This is a genomic window from Kribbella sp. NPDC050820 (assembly GCF_040653975.1).
In the GTDB taxonomy this organism is placed as follows: domain Bacteria; phylum Actinomycetota; class Actinomycetes; order Propionibacteriales; family Kribbellaceae; genus Kribbella.
Window position 1 is genome coordinate 226,263 of record NZ_JBFAHB010000003.1, and the last position, 19,647, is coordinate 245,909.

Genomic DNA, 19,647 nt, shown 5'->3' on the forward strand with positions numbered 1-19,647 from the left:
TGGCGAACCGCTGCGGTGTTCGCCGTCCGGACGCGGGCTGCTGGTCGAATCGTCGTGTGTCACCGTGCCGGTGGCTGGCGGACCAGCAGCAACGGGTGAGGTTGTTCCCGATCCGGTCGAGTGAGAACGAGCCGGTTGGGCCATCTGCAGTCGACTCCTCACGATGTTGACCGCCTGGCGGCTTCGCGGTACCCCACCGCGGCGTCCACGAACTTGGAGAACAGGCGCGCATGGACTTCGTCGCGGTGCAGGTCTTCAGGATGGTATTGAACTGCCAGCAGCCAGTACTCTTCAGAATTCCATTCGATCGCCTCGATGTATCCGTCCTCCGACCACGCCGACGCACGGAGTCCGGACGCCACCTTGGCGACGGCTTGATGATGCACCGAGTTGACCGCGATCTCGTCCGTCCCGAGCACTTCGTGCAAGCGGGTCCCGGGCTGGATGCGCATCCCGTGGACGTGCAGACTGCGGTCCGCAGGGCCGCGATGATCGATGGGTCCGGGCGGGATGTCTTGGAGGAGCGTGCCCCCCAATGCCGCGTTGACGACTTGGGCGCCACGACAGATCCCCAGGACCGGGATGCGTCGGTCGACGGCCGCCCTGACGAGTGGGAGCTCCAGGGCATCTCTGGCGTCATCGATCACCGTTGTCGGGTGCGGCTCCTCGCCCCACAGTGCGGGGTCGGGATCCACGCCGCCAGGAAGCAGGATCCCGTCGAGCTCGTCGAGCACCCCAGAGGCGAGGACGTCTTCGCCCAGCGGCGGGACGATCCGGATTGAGGCTCCGGCCGCCAGGAGGGCGTGGAGGACACTTGCTCGGACGCCGATGCGCTCGGCGTTATGAGGGAGGTCGTAGCCAACAGTGACCGCGATCGTCGGTCGTCGGCGCGAGACCTCGCCGGCCTCAAGAGTGGACTCGTGACTGGTGACGTCTGGTGCTGCTCGCGGGACCTCGCGTAGTGACTCCGCTCCAGTCATGCCTGGCTCGCCTCCCCGAGGTAGCTACGGATGATGCGTCGGTAGATCTCGACGGCCTCCTGGACCTCCGCCAGCGACACCGACTCCGAGTTGGATCCGCTGCTGGTGCTGAAGGCGTCCGTGCTGGTTTCCTCACGCCCGTAGGGCCCGAACATTGCGGTCTCGATGCCAGCGTCGAGGAGGTAGTGCGCGTCTTCGAACCCGGCGGTCGCGCCCAGCGCGGGGTCTTCTCCGGTGACGGCGCGGTAGGCCGCCGCGCACTCCCGGACGATTCGGGAGTCGGGATCGACCTCAGCCGGGTTGACCTCGAGCCGCCGCTCGACCTCATAGGTGAAGAAGCCCGGCCGGTCGCTCAGCAGGTCTTCAATGACCTCGACAATCTGTGCTTCGGCCACCTCGAACGTCTCTCCTGGCACGAGGCGGCGATCGACCGAGATGACGCAGCGGTCCGCCACGAGATTCGGCTTGTCACCACCCTCGATCCGGCCGACGTTCAGAGTGGGGCTTGGAACCAACGGGTGCGTTGTCACGGCGTAGACCTCGGGCAGCCGGGTCTCGAGACGGACGATGAGCTCGGCGGCCGCCACGATGGCGTTGCGGCCCAACCAGGGCCGGCCTCCGTGGGCCGACTCGCCGTGCATGGTGATGTCGAGCCACAAGCATCCCCGATGGGCCAGCCGGATGCTGGACCCGCTGGGCTCACAGACGATGGCGGCGTCTCCGGTCAGTTCGCCGGATGAGACGAGGTAGCCGGTCCCGGCGGTCCCTCCGCTTGTCTCGTCGGCTACGCAGGCCACCACGAGGCGTCCGCGAGTGACCTCGCCGGCTCGGACCGAGGTGATTGCGGCGCGCACCATCGCCGCGACGCCGGCTTTCATGTCCAACGATCCGCGGCCGTAGAGCTTCCCGTCTTCGACCTGAGCCGAGAACGGTTCACCGAGGTAGCCGGAGCCGGGAGGCAACGTGTCCATGTGCCCGTTGAAGATGAGCGTGGGACCTTCGCGTTCGGCTTCGAAGGTGGCCAACACGTTGGGACGTCCTTCTTGGGCTTCCAGCACCCGCAGCGACCACTGGGGTGCGTCGAACTCTTGGACGAGCCGTTTCGCCACTGCCGACTCGTCGCCGGGAGGGTTCACGCTGACGGTCTTGACGATGTCGACCAGGAGGTTCTGCAGTTCGGGCTCCACGTTCACAGTGGCGAGTTCTCCGTTCGCGGCGTCTTTGAGGGGAGGGAGGCGTCTATCTGGCATGGTGTTGCCAGGGGTCGAAACGATTGCGTAACCCGTCGCCGATGAGATAGGTCGCAAGAACCGCGATGACGATCATGACGCCGGGGAAGGTTCCGACCCACCAAGCGACGGTGATGTACTGGCGGGCGGCGGCCAGGTCGGCTCCCCAAGCGGGCGTCGGCGGCTGTACGCCGAGGCCCAGGAAACTGAGGGTCGCCTCCAGCAGGATCAATCGACCTGCTTCCACGCTGGTGATGATGAGTAATGGCGACAACACGTGCGGCAGAACGTGGCGGCGGATGATCTGCAGGTCACTGACTCCCAGCGCTTTCGCGGCCGCCACGAACTCGCGCTCCCGGATGCCCAGGACCTGTCCTCGGATCAGCCGCGCATAGGACACCCACGTGGTCAGCCCCAGGACGAGCACGAGGTTTGCCAGGTTTGCTCCCAGTACGGCGACGACCGCGAGGGCCAGCAGGAGGTAGGGGAAAGCGAGCTGGATGTCAGCGGTGCGCATGATGACGGAACTCGACCAGCCGCCGTAGTACCCGGCGATGAGACCCATTACCACGCCGACCGCGCTCCCGACGGCGACCCCGACGGCAGCAACGAAGAGCGAGGATCGCGCCCCGTAGATCACTCGGACCAAGAGGTCCCGTCCAAGTCCATCGGTGCCGAGCAAGTGGAACGCGCCCGAGTTGTCATGCGACCACGGCGGCAGCAGACGTGCCGCCGGCTGTTGCACGTTCGGTCCGCCCGGGAAGATGAGAGGGGCAAGGAGGGCGAGGGCGACCAGTGTCACCAAAATGAAAGTTCCGAGTGTGAGCGCGCTGACCTTGCGGCGCCTGGAAGGGGTCTGTGTGATGGTGAGCTCTACCGCGGTCACTTGTCTGCCTCCGAGACGCGAATGCGAGGGTCGATGACGCCGTAGAGAAGGTCGGTCACGAGGTTCACTACGACGTACACGACTGCGATGACCAGCACCGCGGCCTGTACCACGGGATAGTCGCGCTGCTCGATGGAACGAACGAGAAGCGACCCCACCCCGGGCCACTGAAAGACGGCCTCAGTCACGATCGCGCCGGCTAGGACATTGCCCAGTTGCAAACCCAGCACGGTCACGATCGGCACCAGACTGTTGCGCAGAGCGTGAATCCCGACGATTCGCCGCTGTGGGAGCCCTTTAGCGCGCGCGGTCCGCAGGTAGTCCTGGTGCATGACGTCGAGCATCTCCGAGCGAGTCAGCCGAGTGGTCAACGCCGCCATGAACGCCGCGAGGGTGATGGAAGGGAGGACGAAATATCGCCACGAACCATCCCCGATCCCGGAGATCGGGAACCAGTCCAGATAGACCCCAAAGACGTAGATGAGGACGATGCCGAGCCAGAACGTCGGTACCGCCTGCGCCAGCAGGACCAAGCCCATCGACCCTCGAGCCCAGAGCCGGTTCCGATTGAGAGCGGCAAGCAGTCCCACGGGGATCCCCACCAGCACCGTGATGAGCATCGCCGCGCCGGCCAGGAGAACAGTCGCAGGCATGCGGTCGAGAACCACCTGCAGTGCCGGCTGGTTGAACGAGAAGGACGGCCCGAGATCCCCTTGCACGAGATTCCAGAGGAAGTTCAGAAACTGTAGCGGTAGGGGCTGGTCCAGCCCCAGCTCGGCTCGGAACGCTGCCCGCTGCTGTTCAGAGGCATCCGGTGGGAGGAGTAGCGCGGTGGGGTCACCCATGACCCGCAACAGCAGGAAGACGATCACTGACACCCCGAGCAGGGTGGGCACGAGCCCGAGGAGCCTGCGGAAGACGTAGATGGCCATGACGACTCTATTTGGCGGAGACGAACAGGGTGTTGCCGGCGTTGCCGGCGAACGGGGTGGCGGTCCAGTTCAGGCCTTTGGCCTTGGCGTAGATTTCGCTTTGAGCGTGGACATACAGATAAGGCGGGTCCTCCACCAGCAGCTGGTACATCTGTTCGTACAGCGCGTACCGCGCCTTGTCGTCCAGCGTCTCCCGGGCGTGGGACAGCAAGCGATCGAACTGCTCGTTGTGGAAGAACTTGTTGGACGTTGACTGCAAAGTCAGCCCGGACAGGATGCTTTCCACGTCGGCCTGTTTGGACCACGTCGACACAGTCATCTCGAATTGACCAGCGCCTCGCTGCTCAGCGAGGCGAGCGGAGTCGGTGGTCTGCACCTTGATATCGAAGCCCACCTCCGCGAGTTGGGATGCGATACTGGAGGCGATGTCGACGTCCTTCTGCGTAACCCCACTCCACATCTGCCAGGTCGCACGGACACGATCGGCGCCTGCGGCGCGGAGCAACGACCGCGCGCGATCCGGGTCGTAGGAGTAGAACGACGCCGCCTTCGCATTGAAACCAGGCAAATCCGGAGCCCAGGGGCCTGTTCGGGACTCGCCGTAGCCGACGAGGATGTCGTCAACAATGGTGTCGCGGTTGACACCGAAGTTCATGGCCTGTCGAACGCGGGGATCAGTCAGCGGTCCCTTGAGGGTGTTCAGAAGGAAGTACACCTGACGTGCTCCATCGACGACCCCAAGCTCAACCGAGTCGTCGGACTCGAGAGGCTTGGCCAGGTCAACAGGGACACCCGTCACGACCTGAAGACTGCCCGCCGATAGTTCTGCGGTGCGAGTCGCAGGTTCGGTGATGCCGCGCAGGGTCAACGTGGACGGCGTGACCTGCCCGTCGAAGTAGTCCTCGTATGCCACTAGCTCGAGGTTCGCTCCCTGATCCCACTTGCGAACCTTGTAGCGGCCGGTGCCGATCGGCTCGATACCCGCCTGCTTTGCCCCCACCTTGTCGAAGTATGCCCGCGACTGGATAGGTACGAACGGAAGGCTGTAAGGCAGCGTGACGAAGGGTTGAGATGTCTTGATGTGCACGGTCAGGTCGTCGACAGCCACAACGTCGGCGATCGGCGCGACGTACCGCTGCCGAGTCGACCGCGCCTCGTCCCGAGCCCGGAGAAGGGTGAAGACCACGTCGTCCGCGGTGAGGGGGGTCCCGTCATGGAACTTGACGCCCTCGCGCAGCTTATACTCCCAGGTCAGGCTGTCCAGAACCTTCTGGCTGGTCGCCAGCCGCATGGACTTGGTGAAGTCGACCCCGAGGTAGTCGACGAGCGGATCGTAAATATGTCCCTGCGCGATGAGCCCCGCGACGCTGAAGTCGATGATCGGGTCCAGGCTGGCCGGCTCAGCGGTCAAGCTGGCCGCCCAGCCGTCACTAGTGCCGCCATCCTGACCGCCGCTCGAGCGGCCGGCCACGGAGGAGCAAGCCCCGCTCACCGCGACCAAACCCCCCAGCCCGGCCGCCTGCACGAAAGACCGGCGACTCAGCACACTCTTCAGCATGCCCGCCGGACGGGGGTCTGGGTTTGTCATGGCGTGGATCCTTCCGGGATACAGGTGCGAAGTTGGCAGGCTCAGGTCTGGTCCGCTATGCCAGGCCGTTTAGGCGACGCCCGGTGCTGGTCAGACTGGCAACCTCGATCTCCGAGGGGCTCGATCCGCACATTCAAAACTGGGCTCTCCTGATTAGAGACATCTTTAAACGGCCAGGAGCATGCCGTCCAATGCCGATCTCTTCCCTTCTCCATGCCGACCGGGCATGGTGGTGTCATGGACCTCCGCTTGCTGACCGCCTTCGTCGCGGTTGTTGACGCTGGCTCTGTGACCGCTGCGGCGGAGGCGCTTGTGATCGCTCAACCGGCCCTGTCTCGGCAACTTCAGCAGCTTGAGCGTCAACTAGGCATCGCGCTCTTTGACCGCCAACGCCACCGGCTGATACTGACGGCTGCCGGCCAGCGATTTCTGGGTGCCGCGCGAGCCGTGCTGGCTAGCGCCGAGGCTGCTCGCTCGCTGGCCGAGTCTCTTGCTGAGGGAAGGTTGGCACGGGTCAGAATGGCGGCGCCTCCAACAACGGTGATCGATATGGTCGCTCCGTTTCTGGCGACGCTGGGACCGGCCGATCCTTTGATCACGGTTGAAGAGGCTCAGTACGCCGACGCTATCGGGCGCCTCAGGTCGGGGAATGACCTCGCGCTCGTTTCTGCTCCGCCTCCCCGGTATCTGGCGACACGGAAGGTTGCCGTTGTGCCTGTCCGGGCCTACGTCAACGCCTGTCATCCGCTCGCTCACGCTGGTGAGGTGTCTCTGGATGAGCTGGCCGAACATCGGCTGATCATGCTCGACACAAGTTCGCGACCCCGGCGCATAGTTGACGAGGCGTTCGTTGAGGCGGGGCTTGCGAATCCCGACATTGTCGAGTGCACCAATCCGCGGGTGGTCCAGGCATTGGCCGCCTCTGGACGCGGCGTGGCCGTTGGTACTGACGACCCATGGTTCGATCTCGCACCTCTGTACGTAGGCACTTCTCGCGGCCGCCTGACCGTGACGGTGCATGCCGCGTGGGACGCCGGGCACCATGCCGCCCACGAACTCGACCGCCTCGTGAAGCGATTGAGCGACTTCAGGCTCCACCGATATGGCGACCTCGCGCCCTAATCCAGCTGTTTCACGCGGGTACTGTTGACGTGCCCGGGAACGCGAGAGTGCCTGTGCTGTAAGGAGACCTCGGCTTGCGACAGTCGAGGATCACCAACAGAACAGGCACTTCGCGGGTGGAGAGTAGCAAGCGGGTACGTCGAGTCGTGGTCAGCGCGGACGGGCAGGGCGTGGTGTCGCACGCCGGGCTCGGTCTGCTGCGGGAGCTGGCGGAGTACACCGGTCTGGTCGACGGCATCAGCCCGGCGCTGACCGGCACCTACCGGGGTGTCCCGCTGCATCCCCTGGGCGGGTGTTCACCGACCTGGCGGTGGCGGTGGCCGATGGCGCGGACGCGATCAGCGGGATCGGTGTGCTGGGTGATCGGGAGGACCTGTTGGGGCCGTTGGCGTCGATGCCGACCACGTGGCGGAGTTCTGGACCGGGTCGACCAGGCGCAGCTGCCAGGTCGCCGGGCTGGAGCTGCGGCACCGCCAACATGCCCCGGTCGAGGACGGGTCCGGGCCAAGGCCACCGGGGCCTCGGCCGTGGTGACCACAGGTGCGTGGCCCTCGTCGATGCAGGCCTGCTTGCCCACTGCCCGGACCGACTCCACGCCGTGCCCGAGCTGGGTCGCGACCAGCTGGACCGTCCCGCGCTCGGTCTTGAGTTCTGCTCGCAGCGTGTAGACCATCCAGGGCGCTGCTGCCTTCTCCTCCGGGGTGTAACGACACGTCTGGGGCTTCCCGGACACCTGCTCCTTCGGCATGGCGCCATCCTCGTTTCCAGGCTCGGGAGTCTACAAGAAGCCCCAGGGCGATTCAGTCAAACCATCCGCGTCTAGGGTGGGCTGGCATCTCGCCGCGCGCGGTCGAGATGCCAGCCCACTCATCGTTTTGCCGTTGCCTTCTTGAGTGGACGCGGGATCAGTTGCCGTAGAAGACCCACGGCCGAAGTGGTTGATCGTTCTTACACGAATCGTCCACCGGTTCGTTTGGCGACTCGAGGAATTGTGCGATGACGCTCCGACGGCATGCGCCGCCCGCGCCGTGGCCCTGCGCCTGAAGCACCACGCGCTGCAGATTGGGCATCGACTGGGCGAGGAAATCTGTCGTCCTGGTACCGCAGCACGGATCCAGCTGACCGTGGATTGCCAATACCGGCACATCGCTCGCGGGGAGCGTGTTCAGACTGGGGGGCACATCGCTGTCTTCGCCCCACCAGGCGCAGAGCACCGTCGACGACCAAGCCAGCAGAGCCGGCTCGCGCTCGATCATGGCGATGGTCTCCTCGGGCGTAGGACGGTTCTTCCCCATCGAGCCGCAGAGATTGGCATACCTGTGCCCATTCGCCCCACCAACAGTTTCTGAGACAGGGTCGGGACGCGTGTCTACATCATCGAGTCCGAAGTAGTCATCGAGGGCCGCATAGTCGCCCCGCTCGATGGCCTCGAGCGCCTTGGGCAACTGGTTGTAGCGGCCTGCGAGGTTGAGATCCGCCTCCATATAGAGGGTCGTCAGGAACGTCGCGCCGTCGATCCGGATGTTGAGCCGGCCGCCGGGCTCGACTTCACTCGCGACAGACGTGACGTACGGCTTCTTGTCGAGGATCGCGCGGGCGCGATCGATCGCCATCAAGTAGTCGGGGAACCTGGATGCGCACTCCTCGTTGTCGCGCACGCAAACGCTGAGGATGTCGGTGGCGTACTGCTTCGACTCGATGATCAGGTCGAAGAGTGATCTGTTGCGGAGTGCCGGGAACCATGGGGACCGCATGATGGCCGATCGGACGTGTGCCCCGTGGTAGGTGATGTATGTGGCGACCGTGCCGCCGCCGGTAGACCCGCCGAAGAGATCGATCTTGTCGAAGCCGAGGGCCTCGCGGATCTCGTCGTAGTCTCGGGCGATGTGGTAGTCCGTGTACTGGGTGGGGTCGATGCCCTCGCCTTTCAGTTTCTGGTAGCAAGCCGACACGGTCTCGGCATACTGATCGATCCGTTGCCGTAGACCCTTGATGCCGAAGACGTCCGGAGAGAATTGCCGAAAGCCGCGGCGGTCGGCCATACCGTTGCAGAGCAGGGCAGGCTCAGCGATCTCCAACCCTCTGTTGCCGACGAGCACCAGCCGATGCGGGGCAAGTTCCGCCAGTTGCGAGCGGATGCCGTTCTCGCTTGTCATGTGGCCGGACCCACCTGGGCCACCGGGCATATTGAAGACCGGCGTCGCATTCGGGTCGGTGTCGGCGTTGCTGACCACGGCCACTGGGAGCCGCACTGTCCTGCCGGTGGGGTTGTCCCAGTTCTCCGGGGCGGTGAACTCGTAACACTTGGCCCCTAGATTCGTCAGTGCCTGCGACGCGCAGGCCGATGGCTGCAAGGTCGAGAGCGTCGCAGATTCCTGGAGGGGCGTCTTGGCCACGTCGGCTGGGGCAGAACGTGCGCTGGCCTCCAGACCCGTCGAGGCCACAAGCAGGACGAGCGCCGCCAACAGCGTGGGTCGCGATCGTAGTGGGCGAAGCCACTTCGGAGGATGGTGATAACTCATGTGATAATACCTCCCATTAACAGGAACAGTCGGATGGTGTTTCTTCCACGACCGTTCAAACCAGATGAAGAGGCTTCGGCTTGGCTGGAACCAACTCCAAGGCCCCTTTCCACTGGCGCGAGGGTTGGAGCCTCCTCCCACCGGGACGGCGTCAGCATCCAACGGCCCGAGTCATGTCGTCTAATGCCAACTTTGTATAGCGCCCATGCACACTGGTCATAATGGCTCGATGGACGTGCGGCTCCTCATCGCTTCGTCGCAGTAGCTGGGCCGGGTCCGTTGCTGCGGCCGCGGAAGCGATAGTTCGGACCCAACCGGCGCTGTCTCGCCAAGTTCAGCAGCTCAAGCGTCAACTCGGTGTGACGCTGTTTGATAGACGGCAGCCACCGCTTGACGTTGACTCCTGCGGGGCACAGGTCCCCAGCGCAGCGAACGCGGTGCTAACGAGCGTGGAGAGCGCCCGCGCGCTCGCTGAATTCTTGGCTCATAGTAAGTTGAAGCGTCTGCGTATGGTCGCGCCAGTAACTAACGTCGTTGACGCTGTTTCTCCATCCCTTGCGAAACTAGATTCGCTGATCCGCTTATTATCTTGGAATTAGCACAATAAGGCGCGGCATCGTAGATTTCCGGATCGGTTGTGACCTTGCACTGATCCCGGCGGCGCGATCAGGTGATGTGTCGTTCGGCTAAGGCCTGCCTGCACGGACGACGGCCGCCCGTTCGCTGAGTGACGCGCCGCCATTTCGCTTGCCCCACCTTGATCGCCCCGTTGCCCCTTGGTGACACGCCAGTGCCAACGTCGGACCCGTCTTTGCGCAAACGATTGCGCGGCGGTGGCGAGAGCACGCGGAATCGCAGCCACGTGATCGACGCTGTGATTAGCATCTTCCCAATTAATACCTAACATGAGGTGGGCTATCGGCGGTCGACCCACGGAGTTGCATCTAGCGCTGAGCACCTGCGCGGACATGGGAGTCGGGTGGGATGTCGAGCTCGAAATGGTGGCGTCGCCAGAAGCGAGTCGAGATCCCCGACCCGTCGGAGAATGAAGCCATGGAACGGCCGATCGACTTCTCGCGCGACCGGCACATGTTGTGCGGGGGCTTCGGTCGGCGATTCGTCGTCGATCTGGATTGGATCGACCGATGGGAGCAGGGACAGGAAAAGTGCCCCGGTTGCGGCATGACCTGCGAGCACGAGGACGCTCCGCAGGCAACAGTCGATCCCGCCGACCCCGCGCTGGACAACGACCGCGTCACCCGGCTGTTGTGATACCACACCAGCACATGGGCGGACTGGCCGACGAGTGACTGCGACCCGGCGGCCAAGCCGACCGCTGAGACTCGGCTGAGGATGGGCGGAGACCGACAGGTCGCTGCCTGGGCCGAGCGTCAGCGGGCGAAGGCTCTCCACGTCGGCACGTACGAGGCCGCGATCCACAACATGCTGCGGCGCATCAATGACCGGGCCGATCGCGGTAGCGAGTTCTACCTGTACCGCGTCCGCCTCGAGCCGACGACTGCGGTCAGAGAGGACTGGGTCATCGAACCCAACGACTTCCTCGGCGATGTGAAGCTGCACGAGGTCTGCCATCCGGAGGTCGATGTCGCCCGCTACCTCAACTACCACGAGGACCCCGAAGGACTCTCGCTGGCACTGGGACGAGACGTGATCGCCAGCGTTCAGCGAATCCCCATCCCAGCGCCTGACGCCTGCGACGGCAGCTGGGTCCATGATGCAGTTGTCGCTCTCTGCGACGCCTTGGCAGGAGCCGCCCCGCGGACAATCACACTGAGCCAGTTCCGACGGTTCCAACCATCACCGCAGGCCTTTTCCAGCCAAGAACTCGTGCAGGGTCTCGCCGCCCGGCGACCGGTCAATCTTCGGTGGCAATTCACATCGGCTGCGGCGTTCATCGACGGTACCGACCCGGCGCGATGGGCACGTTGGTCAATCCCCTGGAGGCGGAGCTCGTACTGGTCAAGCCACCAGGCGTCGCCGCGGCCGCGGCCGTCGAGGTCGCGGGCCATCGCCTCGAGGTGCTTGAGGAGCGCGTCGTGGTCATCGGGGTCCTCGGTCACATCGACCCTCTGGTTGGTCCACTCGTGGTCGTTCGACCGGTTCCGGAGCGTCAGGCGCAGCCGTTGCCTGTGTGCCATGCAACCCCCTCTGTCGTTGTCTGTGCATCATTCACGGCGGTTGCGGACCCGCGGAACATCGAAGGAGTCTCGGTTGAAGAGCATCGCCCACCAAGATCGCAGCTCACGAGTCGTGGGCGCAGACCATCGACCGCTCCGCTCGCACCCGGCCGCCCGCCAATGCCTCGAGGCGCGGTTCGAGCGCGAGGTCGATGAAGCCGACCCCGAGGGCCTGATGTCGCCGGCCGACCGGGTGAAGGCCGTCGAGTCGAAGCGCAATGCGTACTACCTGCGCCTGGCGCTGAAGTCCGCCGAATCCCGACGTCGCCGCCGGCGCCGTCCGACCGGCGGTTGAGGTGCTGTCTGCCGCTCGCTCATGTACTGCTCGATGTTCTCTTCAGACACTCGGTACAGCGGTCGGCCGGAGGTGGCGACGTTCGTAGCGGGCAACTCCCCGCGCCGGATCAGGCGACGGACGTGGTCTTGTGATACGCGCAGGGTCGCTGCGACCTCGGAGACGATGAGCCAAGCCACAGGGACGATTCGACTGCATCGGCGTGTCGTTTGGGCCTCTCCCACGCTGCCGATCCTTGTGCCGGTTCGGTGACGATCACGCCATGAGGGCGTCACAGCCACGGATGGCCGGCGGAAGTCCGGTCCGGTGGAGTCCGGTCGGACGAGAGTCGCGATCTGGGGGCTCAAGGCGCCTCTTCGCGCACGCGCGCGTACGCGAGACAAGGAGACCTCGTCAAGTCCGGTCCCGGACTTCGCAGCCGTCGTCCCGGAGTCACCGGGGTCTCGTGGTCTGCACGTCGCCCTCAGAGATGAAGCGCAGGAAACGCTGACCAAGCTCAGACGCGCGGCCGACGAAGTGGGTGTCCCCGATGACCCCCAGTTCGGCGAACCCGTCCGGAAAGGTGATCAGCCTCGACCGTTGCAGGTCGTCAACGATCAAGGCCAGCATCTCGCCGCTGCCAGCGAAGGCTGGCAACCGATGAGCCCACACTCCCGAGCCAGTAACACGCTGGCCGCTGTCGACTTGGTCGGTTGTGCTCTCGTGATCGTTGATCCACCGGAGCAGGACGATGTGGCGAGCAGAGAAGTCGTCCACCATTCGGAAGAATCGAGCCTGCTCGTCCACATCAGGAGCGTCGAGAGCGACCGAGTTCACCAGCGCGTTCCGCAGCGCCCTGAGCTTCTCCTGCTGGTGGGTCGTCTGGGCGATCCGTGTGGACTGGATGAAGGCGTCGAGGAACACCTCGTTGTCCAGGAGGCGTTCGACCTTCAGCACGAGTTCGTTTACCACCTCGGTGATACGTGCTCTCCACCCGGCCAGGCGCCGGCTGTATGGCCCCTCCATCACGTACTCGTACCAGGCCCCAGCCGCCCCGCCAGCGACGGGGAGCGAACTCAGTGCGCCTGCGAGCAGCTTGTCGACGAGCTCCGTCCGTGGCTCCTCCGGTGGCTCCTGAACTGTCATAGCGCCCGAGTCTGGCGAATCAGGTGAGGAATTGCCAAGGAGCCAACCTAGTCGAGCGGCGGCATGTCGTGGAGCCGTGCCCACACCGCGAGTTTGCCGTCTGATTGTTCGAACCAGCCATCGGCGTCGGCGCCGTACTCCATGAAGCGCTCAACCCGTTGGTCGGCCCACTCGGCGAACGTGTCAAAGTCGGCTTCAGGACGGATCGCTGCCCAGATCTGGATCGAGCCCTCTGGATCATCGGCAACGGGCCTGACAGCCAGGTAGCCGAGGAGTCCAGGGTCGATGGTCGTACCAGGGGCTACCCGCTCAGTGAGGTCAGCGACCACGATTGGGTAGTCGAACTTGCGTGCCATAGCTTCGATCCTCTCGGGGCTTCACTCACTCAAACACTAGGACCTCCAGGCGAGCAGCACCCTCAGGCAACGCCGTGTTTTGGTGATGCTCCATCGCGAGTCCCAACCTGCATCCCAGCGCTCGACGGGCATCCTGGTGATCTGCAACTGCCCTACCGAGGAGTCCCGATGGAATCAACCCCCGAGGCGCTCGCCAAGCTTGGCGAGCACTTCACCGCCAACGGTATGAAGCCGCCGCTCGAAGTCATGCAGTGCCTTGCTGCCCTGATAGACGACGCAGACGTCACCCAAGCCGTCGCGTCGTACACCCAGGAGGGAGAACCCAAGTCGCCTGACGAGCGGGTGACGTGGGAGTGCCTGGCGCTCGTCAACGGGTCCGTGATCGGAGTTAGGGCGTCGAGGCCGGGTCGAGACTGGTTCTGGGGTGCACCGGCATGGACGGTGAAGGGAAAGGCGACCGTCTTCGGTGACCTGATCCCTTTGTCGGAAGTCGCTGGGTGCCGACTCATCGGTCACGAGGGAGAGTCCGGGGAAACCGAGTGGCTGACTAGGTGGCAGCTGCAGCTCAAGATCGGTGACAGCCTTGCTATCCCTTGGCCTGTGAGGGAATGGAATGGCCGCGTCCGCCACGAGGAACTCGCACGCGCGATCGCGAAGAACCTGCGCTGACGACGGCTCTAGCTTGCCCGGAATCCGCCGGCGGTGAGGCCACTCATCCACAGGTCAGATGACGTCGCCGTGGAGGCGCTCGGAGAGGTTCTAGTTGAGTCCCCGATAGTGGTGTAGCGCGGTCGCCGAGCTCGTCGTGGACGAGGAAGCGGTCACCGCGTGATCCTTCGAGTCAACCTTCCACAGAATCCTCGAGGACCATCACGATGACCGCACCACACATTGTCGACCCTGCCGGCCTGCTTGGCGAAGCGCTCGCCGAGGCGAGCCCTGATCTGATGCGTTCGCTGCTGCAGTCGATCATCAACGCCCTGCTGTCCGCCGATGCCGATGCTGTGGTCGGTGCGGAGTGGGGACGCCCGTCTCCGGGCCGTACGACGCAGCGCAACGGCTACCGTCACCGCGATCTCGACACCCGCGTCGGGACCGTCGACGTCGCGATCCCGAAGCTCAGGAAGGGCACCTACTTCCCCGAGTGGCTGCTGGAGCGTCGCAAGCGCGCCGAGTCGGCCCTGATCACCGTCGTGGCCGACTGCTATCTCGCCGGCGTGTCCACGCGGCGGATGGACAAGCTGGTGAAGACTCTTGGCATCGACTCGCTGTCGAAGTCGCAGGTTTCCCGGATGGCGGCCGATCTGGACGCGGTCGTGGAGGACTTCCGTCACCGGCCGCTGGAGGCTGCTGGGCCGTTCACGTTCGTGGCCGCGGACGCGTTGACGATGAAGGTCCGCGAAGGGGGCCGCGTGGTCAACGCCGTTGTCCTGCTCGCGACCGGCGTCAACGGTGACGGTCACCGCGAGGTCCTCGGCCTGCGCGTGGCCACCAGCGAAACCGGGGCGGCCTGGAACGAGTTCTTCGCCGACCTCGTCGCCCGCGGCCTCGCCGGAGTGCGCCTGGTCACCTCCGACGCGCACGCCGGCCTGCGGGAGGCGATCGCCGCGAACCTTCCCGGCGCCACGTGGCAGCGCTGCCGCACCCATTACGCCGCGAACCTGATGTCGATCTGCCCCAAGAGCATGTGGCCGGCGGTGAAAGCGATGCTGCACTCGGTCTACGACCAGCCCGACGCCGCCGCCGTGGCCTCGCAGTTCGACCGGCTGCTCGACTACGTCGGCGAGAAACTCCCGGCCGTCGCCGACCACCTCGCCGCGGCCCGTGAAGACGTCCTGGCGTTCACGACGTTCCCCAAGGACGTGTGGACTCAGATCTGGTCGAATAACCCCGCCGAACGGTTGAACAAGGAGATCCGGCGCCGCACCGACGCGGTCGGGATCTTCCCCAACCGCGACGCCATCGTCCGCCTCGTCGGCGCAGTCCTGGCCGAACAAACCGACGAATGGGCCGAAGGCCGCCGCTACCTCGGACTCGACGTCCTCGCCCGCTCACGCCTAACCACCATCAACAACACCCAAACCGAGATCGAAACCGACGCCCTACCCGCACTCACCGCCTAACCCCAACCCAGGATCACGCAGCACTACACCACTTCCAGGGACTTGACCGAGGTTCTCTGCCTCTCGCGCGAAGATCATCCAGTTGGGACCGACGAGTACGGGCCACGGCTCGCCGTCGCTGGAGCGCAGCTCCGGAAGAACCGCACGGACTCGCTCGACGACCTCCAGTTGCGCGCCCACACTCTCGAAGCGGACGAGGTACGACGAGTCGGAGCACCGCCCAGACTCGGTGCCAGGCAGGGGAGTGGGGTCCTCGATCCATGCGGTGAGCGGCAAGCCGGCCGCGACGGCAGCGTCACGGAGATCCTGGAGGGTGTCGAAGGTCGCCAGACGTTCCGGATCTGCCGGTATCGCGGGGCGGGCGAGTTGTTGGTAGGCTACGCCGGTTCGCGTCTGTTCCGCCGAGAATCCGGCGGCTTCTGGTCCGTCCGCGATCATGGCCCCGAGCTCGACGGCTGCCCACTGCAGGAGGCCTGGCGCGTCGGCGAGCGCGAAGATGTTCAGTTGTGCTGTCGCCGACTCGAGTGGCGACCCGTTGTCCCTTGTGACCCGCAGGCTGGCTGCGTAGCCCGTCGCGAACGCCTCAAGATCGTCCATCAGTAGCTCCTCGCTGCCAGCTCGGCTTTGGCCATGACGCGGGACGCGATCAGGTCCGCGTGGGCGGGATCTATACCGTTCATCGTGATGTGCTGATGGACCTCGACCACGCTCCCGGCCGAGATCGCGCCACCACCGGGGCCGCCGGACGTTGACCGGATGTACCGGTTCGGGTCGCCGGCCGGGCTGATGGAGCCGCTGATCGGGGCCGTGAAGTACTCCTGGCCCTTCTCGTTCACCCGGTACGTCTGCCCCGCCCACACAGGACCGCCGGTCGCGCGACGGGTACGCCGTACTGCGCGGCCGCGGATCCGGCCCCGATCAGGTCGGCTTGCTCACCAGCGCCCGCTGCGCCTCGTTCAGGGCGTTGATCCGCGCACAGCTTGCGCCGTGAGCACTCAAACGTTCGCTGCTGCGACCGATGATCCCGGGCATCGCGTGTGCCCCCACGAGGCAGTGACGCGTCCAGAATCGTGACAATTGCGATGACCCGGACCGTGGCGTCCGAGGTGGTGGCAACGAGTAGCTGTCTGATCAGGACAACTTAGTCGAGCGAGCCCGGGCAGCGACAGGTCATTCGTACCCCAGACGGCAGTTGGCAGTCGGGTTGTCTCGCGCAACTCCTTGTCCCGCTGGAACCAGTACTCGAATCGGCGAGCGAGGTGGGCACGTCGTTCGGGCGTCATCATGGCTGAATTCCTCAAGGCCTCGCGGACACCGCCGAGCGTTCTCATGAGAGCGCCAGACGCCGCGCACGTGTCGCAGACGGCGACAAGCCACTTCTTCGAGGCGTGTCGCGGTCATCTTGACGGGCGTGCACGTCGTCGGCTGGGGGGCGCCGAGCCCACCCAGCACCAGACCCTTCCCGCGATTGCGGCTCGAAAGAAGCCAGACGAGCGTCGTGTCGCCATGACCGTGCACCAGGCCGAGGAGCGGGAGTGGACCTTAGTCGGCGTGCGAATGGAACCTTGACCGAGCTCGAGTGCGGGCGGGCATCGGGCTCGATCTGTCGATCTGCCAACTCGACGAGCCCACGCTCGGATGGCACCACTTCCTCTGAGCGTGTCGCATCCGCTTCGTGACATAGGAGTCGCGGTACTCAACCCGAGCAATTGGGCGGCTACGCGGGGAAGATCAGGTTGACTGAGGAGCTCGGACTTCCCCGTGGGCGTGAGCGAGCCTTGGCTTAGCGAGCCGGCGTCCTGGATCTTCCCATCCGGGTTCTGCGAAGGATACGGCAAGGCGATCTTCGGCGTTATGGATGCAGCGAGACGTGTCGTTGGTGAACGTGTAGTCGAGCCGGGTTCTGCCCCGCAGCGCCGAAGCGAGCAGGCGTGGTCCATCGCGAGGTTGATCTGTCTGCTCGAGGAAGCGATCGACGCTGCAGGTGCGCAATTGGCCCGGTCAGCGGGGCTTTGGGACGACAGGCATCACGCAGCGACTACTCATCCGACGCACCATCGGCGCCGAGCGTTCAAGTCGGGAGATCCGATCGACGACTCTCTGCTCGAGGCACCTGATGGGAAACAAGATCCTGGCCTGCTCTGACACACTCCATCGCGGTCCGTCCCGACTCAACGGTGTCCTGGAAGTCGTGATCAGGGTTCTGTCTGAGTGGGGGTGCGGCGATCTTCGAGGCCTGAACTGTCGGGCTGGTGGAGGTCCAAGTGAATGAATTTGTGCTGTCCCTGGAGGAGCGGCGCCGGTTGTTGGAGGCGAATGCTGCCGCTGCGCGGTTCTATCGGCGGGAGTTGCTTCGGGCAACGAGTAGTTGGCCGGTGGAGTATTTGAAGTCTTGGGGTGTTGAGGAGGTGGCGGCGACTGACTCGGTGTGGAAGGTGGGGTATGCGCCGGATACCTGGACGAGTCTGGTTGACCACTTGCGGGGTGAGGGGTTCGGTTTCGGGACCTTGGTGCGTGCGGGCTTGGTGCGTTGGACGGACGATGGGGAGGCGGTTGATCAGCATCGGGATCGGTTGATGCTGGTGGCTCGGGATGGTCGGCTCCTACCGGTGGGGTTTGTTGGGATCGGTCCGGATGGGCAGGCTCGGTCGGTGAGTCCGGTGACTGCTGTACATCGGCCGTCGAATGTGCTCGTCGGGGTCGAGGAACAACTGGACCTGCTGGGCCAAGGTGCGACGCCTGTGGTGGTCGATGATCCTGTGGATGCCTTCGCGGTGTCGAAGGTGAGTCGGCAGACGGATGGTCGGTGGATTGGGATCCCGGTGTGTGGCGCTGGGCTGTCGACGGCACAAGCGAGAATGCTGCGTCGGTTCAGCGCGACCGACAACGTGATCGTCGCTTTGAGCGGGGATCAGGCGCAGCGGAACCAGGCCGCGGGGTATCTGCTAGATCTTGCGTTCTTCTTCGACCGGGTCCGTGCGGTGGGGATGCCGGCTGAGCACTCGCCGGCGACCCTGGCGTTGTGTGAGTCGGGGCCGGAGCGGCTGCGTGATGCGTTGTCGAAGCCGCTGCCGTTGATGCTTTACCGCGCGAGCGGGAGAAGCGTGGCTGCGGTACCACGCGTTGATCCGGATCCTCCCGATCGCGGGCCGGGGTTGTGATGCGCGGTGGCCAGCCGTAGCGAGTTGCTTCGCGCCACTGAGGCCACGGCGAGGTTTTACTGGCATCAGTTGCGAGACAGGCCGGATGGTTGGGCAGTTCGGCACCTACGCGAGCGTGGGATCGGCGAAGAGATCCTGGCTGGTGAGTCCGGTTGGTGGCTGGGGTATGCGCCCGATAGCTGGACGGGCTTGGTCGACCATCTGCGTCGGGAAGGCTTCGCCGACGAGGTGCTCTTGGCGGCGGGGCTGGCGACCGCGACGCGGTCTGGGTATCTGATTGACCGGTTTCGTGGGCGGATCATGTTCGTCGCCGAGGACCGAGATCGGAATCCGGTCGGGTTCATCGGTCGTGGTCGTCGTGGTCCGGTGAGATATCTGAATTCACCGAGTACCTCGATCTACACCAAGGCGAACGCGTTGCTGGGAGTCAACGCTCAGTTGCGGCGACTCAGCGACGGCGCTTTACCGGTTCTCGGCGAGGGCACGATGGACGCCCTCGCGGTGAGCCAGCTAGGCGCGCGCTGGGCCGGGATCTCGCCCTGTGGTACGACGGTCAGTCGTGAGCAGGCCATGATGCTTCGGCGGGCGTCGAAGGTGGACACGGTGATCGTGGCGTTCGACGGCAACCCGGCCGGGCGGCTTGGCGCAGCGCGAAGCCTCGACGCGCTGTCGAGTGCGTTCGGGGTGGTGATGGTCGCTGAGCTTCCGAGCGACCATGATCCGTCGTCATTGTTCGCCGCGGATCGCGGCCGGCTGCGCGGGGTCTTGAGCCGGACCCGGCCGTTGGCTCAGTTCGCGATCGACGTGGAGTTGGCGCGGTGGGCACGGGTGCTCGATCACGTCAGCGGACAGGTCAATGCTGTACGGGCGGTGGCGCCGCTGGTGGCCCGGATGCCGCCTGGTCTGGTAGCCGGGGAGATCACTCGGCTGTCGCGAAAGGTCGGCCTGGAGGAGCACATCGTGTCGCGCGAGGTCGTCGCGGCCGTGGGGCTGCGCAGAGAGCAGCTCGCGACGCGGCGGCGAATGGGCCGCAGGGTCAGGAGCTTGGAGGCTGGGGCTGATCCGCCGGAGACCTCCAGGACTCCTTGATTCCGGAATCCAGGTTCTTGTCTGGGGCAACGGACAGCAGA

At 65.0% G+C, this 19,647-nt stretch carries 19 protein-coding genes and 2 pseudogenes; 9 read left to right on the forward strand and 12 right to left on the reverse strand.

Features of this window, described 5'->3' with window-relative positions:
• Positions 1-158: 158 nt before the first annotated feature.
• The 5 genes from AB0H36_RS05035 to AB0H36_RS05055 are packed head-to-tail and all read right to left on the reverse strand — an operon-like array spanning position 159 to position 5,615.
• Positions 159-980 (reverse strand): gamma-glutamyl-gamma-aminobutyrate hydrolase family protein, encoded by an 822-nt coding sequence (locus AB0H36_RS05035; RefSeq protein ID WP_360516668.1) that lies wholly within the window; start codon positions 978-980, stop codon positions 159-161.
• Positions 977-2,287 carry a M20 family metallopeptidase gene (locus tag AB0H36_RS05040; RefSeq protein ID WP_360516671.1) on the reverse strand — a complete coding sequence of 437 codons (1,311 nt, stop codon included), beginning with the start codon at positions 2,285-2,287 and terminating at the stop codon, positions 977-979. Before AB0H36_RS05040 ends, AB0H36_RS05035 begins: the two co-directional genes overlap by 4 nt.
• Positions 2,220-3,095: an ABC transporter permease gene (locus AB0H36_RS05045; protein WP_360516674.1), complete on the reverse strand. Its 876-nt coding sequence runs from the start codon at positions 3,093-3,095 to the stop codon at positions 2,220-2,222. The genes AB0H36_RS05040 and AB0H36_RS05045 overlap by 68 nt, the downstream gene beginning before the upstream one ends.
• Positions 3,092-4,027 carry an ABC transporter permease gene (locus tag AB0H36_RS05050; protein WP_360516677.1) on the reverse strand — a complete coding sequence of 312 codons (936 nt, stop codon included), beginning with the start codon at positions 4,025-4,027 and terminating at the stop codon, positions 3,092-3,094. Before AB0H36_RS05050 ends, AB0H36_RS05045 begins: the two co-directional genes overlap by 4 nt.
• Positions 4,028-4,034: 7 nt before the next feature.
• Entirely contained in the window at positions 4,035-5,615 is a 1,581-nt protein-coding gene (locus AB0H36_RS05055; protein WP_360516680.1) for an ABC transporter substrate-binding protein, read from the reverse strand.
• Positions 5,616-5,852: 237 nt separating this feature from the next.
• On the opposite strand from AB0H36_RS05055, the gene AB0H36_RS05060 reads away from it, so the two are divergent.
• Together AB0H36_RS05060 and AB0H36_RS05065 are read left to right on the forward strand one after the other, a co-directional pair.
• Entirely contained in the window at positions 5,853-6,737 is an 885-nt protein-coding gene (locus AB0H36_RS05060) for a LysR family transcriptional regulator (RefSeq protein WP_360516683.1), read from the forward strand.
• A gap of 116 nt (positions 6,738-6,853) precedes the next feature.
• Positions 6,854-7,195, forward strand: a pseudogene (locus AB0H36_RS05065) (IS1380 family transposase); the annotation flags it as partial.
• 59 nt (positions 7,196-7,254) lie between these two features.
• Here AB0H36_RS05065 and AB0H36_RS05070 read toward each other — a convergent pair.
• Positions 7,255-7,485, reverse strand: a pseudogene (locus tag AB0H36_RS05070) (IS3 family transposase); the annotation flags it as partial.
• Between the two features lie 157 nt (positions 7,486-7,642).
• Entirely contained in the window at positions 7,643-9,202 is a 1,560-nt protein-coding gene (locus tag AB0H36_RS05075; protein WP_360516686.1) for an alpha/beta fold hydrolase, read from the reverse strand.
• A 278-nt stretch (positions 9,203-9,480) separates the two neighbouring features.
• Here AB0H36_RS05075 and AB0H36_RS05080 point away from each other — a divergent pair, with 278 nt between their 5' ends.
• From AB0H36_RS05080 to AB0H36_RS05090, 3 genes are all read left to right on the forward strand, one after another.
• A complete protein-coding gene (locus AB0H36_RS05080) occupies positions 9,481-9,858 on the forward strand; it encodes a LysR family transcriptional regulator (RefSeq protein WP_360516689.1) in 378 nt (125 codons plus the stop codon).
• A gap of 454 nt (positions 9,859-10,312) precedes the next feature.
• Complete coding sequence (locus tag AB0H36_RS05085) at positions 10,313-10,531, forward strand: hypothetical protein (RefSeq protein WP_360516692.1); 219 nt, start codon at positions 10,313-10,315, stop codon at positions 10,529-10,531.
• 960 nt (positions 10,532-11,491) lie between these two features.
• On the forward strand, positions 11,492-11,752 hold the full coding sequence (locus AB0H36_RS05090; protein WP_360516852.1) for a hypothetical protein: 261 nt from the start codon (positions 11,492-11,494) through the stop codon (positions 11,750-11,752).
• On the opposite strand, the gene AB0H36_RS05095 is transcribed toward AB0H36_RS05090, so the two are convergent.
• The 3 genes from AB0H36_RS05095 to AB0H36_RS05105 all read right to left on the reverse strand — a co-directional run bounded on the left by AB0H36_RS05095 (position 11,683) and on the right by AB0H36_RS05105 (position 13,233).
• On the reverse strand, positions 11,683-12,033 hold the full coding sequence (locus AB0H36_RS05095) for a helix-turn-helix domain-containing protein (protein WP_360516843.1): 351 nt from the start codon (positions 12,031-12,033) through the stop codon (positions 11,683-11,685). The two genes, AB0H36_RS05090 and AB0H36_RS05095, sit on opposite strands and share 70 nt — an antisense overlap.
• Positions 12,034-12,184: 151 nt before the next feature.
• Positions 12,185-12,877: a hypothetical protein gene (locus tag AB0H36_RS05100; RefSeq protein ID WP_360516695.1), complete on the reverse strand. Its 693-nt coding sequence runs from the start codon at positions 12,875-12,877 to the stop codon at positions 12,185-12,187.
• Positions 12,878-12,924: 47 nt separating this feature from the next.
• Positions 12,925-13,233, reverse strand: a complete 309-nt coding sequence (locus AB0H36_RS05105; protein WP_360516698.1) for a hypothetical protein — start codon at positions 13,231-13,233, stop codon at positions 12,925-12,927.
• 168 nt (positions 13,234-13,401) lie between these two features.
• Between AB0H36_RS05105 and AB0H36_RS05110 the strand changes: the two genes are divergently transcribed.
• Both AB0H36_RS05110 and AB0H36_RS05115 read left to right on the forward strand, forming a co-directional pair.
• Positions 13,402-13,902 (forward strand): hypothetical protein, encoded by a 501-nt coding sequence (locus AB0H36_RS05110; RefSeq protein ID WP_360516701.1) that lies wholly within the window; start codon positions 13,402-13,404, stop codon positions 13,900-13,902.
• A 206-nt stretch (positions 13,903-14,108) separates the two neighbouring features.
• On the forward strand, positions 14,109-15,356 hold the full coding sequence (locus AB0H36_RS05115) for an IS256 family transposase (protein WP_360516704.1): 1,248 nt from the start codon (positions 14,109-14,111) through the stop codon (positions 15,354-15,356).
• Here the strand turns inward: AB0H36_RS05115 and AB0H36_RS05120 are convergent.
• Positions 15,336-15,953, reverse strand: a complete 618-nt coding sequence (locus AB0H36_RS05120; protein WP_360516707.1) for a hypothetical protein — start codon at positions 15,951-15,953, stop codon at positions 15,336-15,338. The two genes, AB0H36_RS05115 and AB0H36_RS05120, sit on opposite strands and share 21 nt — an antisense overlap.
• On the reverse strand, positions 15,953-16,192 hold the full coding sequence (locus AB0H36_RS05125; RefSeq protein ID WP_360516710.1) for a hypothetical protein: 240 nt from the start codon (positions 16,190-16,192) through the stop codon (positions 15,953-15,955). Before AB0H36_RS05125 ends, AB0H36_RS05120 begins: the two co-directional genes overlap by 1 nt.
• A 1,428-nt stretch (positions 16,193-17,620) precedes the next feature.
• Here AB0H36_RS05125 and AB0H36_RS05130 point away from each other — a divergent pair.
• Both AB0H36_RS05130 and AB0H36_RS05135 read left to right on the forward strand, forming a co-directional pair.
• Positions 17,621-18,517, forward strand: a complete 897-nt coding sequence (locus AB0H36_RS05130) for a hypothetical protein (RefSeq protein ID WP_360516713.1) — start codon at positions 17,621-17,623, stop codon at positions 18,515-18,517.
• A 6-nt stretch (positions 18,518-18,523) separates the two neighbouring features.
• On the forward strand, positions 18,524-19,606 hold the full coding sequence (locus AB0H36_RS05135) for a toprim domain-containing protein (RefSeq protein WP_360516716.1): 1,083 nt from the start codon (positions 18,524-18,526) through the stop codon (positions 19,604-19,606).
• The last annotated feature ends 41 nt before the right edge of the window (positions 19,607-19,647 follow it).

What these genes read in the sequence shown, in the direction of transcription:
- AB0H36_RS05035 (WP_360516668.1), bottom strand. Translation starts at nt 980, where the DNA reads ATGACTGGAGCGGAGTCACTACGCGAGGTCCCGCGAGCAGCACCAGAC.
- AB0H36_RS05050 (WP_360516677.1), bottom strand. Translation starts at nt 4,027, where the DNA reads ATGGCCATCTACGTCTTCCGCAGGCTCCTCGGGCTCGTGCCCACCCTG.
- AB0H36_RS05055 (WP_360516680.1), bottom strand. Translation starts at nt 5,615, where the DNA reads ATGACAAACCCAGACCCCCGTCCGGCGGGCATGCTGAAGAGTGTGCTG.
- AB0H36_RS05060 (WP_360516683.1), top strand. Translation starts at nt 5,853, where the DNA reads ATGGACCTCCGCTTGCTGACCGCCTTCGTCGCGGTTGTTGACGCTGGC.
- AB0H36_RS05080 (WP_360516689.1), top strand. Translation starts at nt 9,481, where the DNA reads ATGGCTCGATGGACGTGCGGCTCCTCATCGCTTCGTCGCAGTAGCTGG.
- AB0H36_RS05085 (WP_360516692.1), top strand. Translation starts at nt 10,313, where the DNA reads ATGGAACGGCCGATCGACTTCTCGCGCGACCGGCACATGTTGTGCGGG.
- AB0H36_RS05100 (WP_360516695.1), bottom strand. Translation starts at nt 12,877, where the DNA reads ATGACAGTTCAGGAGCCACCGGAGGAGCCACGGACGGAGCTCGTCGAC.
- AB0H36_RS05105 (WP_360516698.1), bottom strand. Translation starts at nt 13,233, where the DNA reads ATGGCACGCAAGTTCGACTACCCAATCGTGGTCGCTGACCTCACTGAG.
- AB0H36_RS05110 (WP_360516701.1), top strand. Translation starts at nt 13,402, where the DNA reads ATGGAATCAACCCCCGAGGCGCTCGCCAAGCTTGGCGAGCACTTCACC.
- AB0H36_RS05115 (WP_360516704.1), top strand. Translation starts at nt 14,109, where the DNA reads ATGACCGCACCACACATTGTCGACCCTGCCGGCCTGCTTGGCGAAGCG.
- AB0H36_RS05120 (WP_360516707.1), bottom strand. Translation starts at nt 15,953, where the DNA reads ATGGACGATCTTGAGGCGTTCGCGACGGGCTACGCAGCCAGCCTGCGG.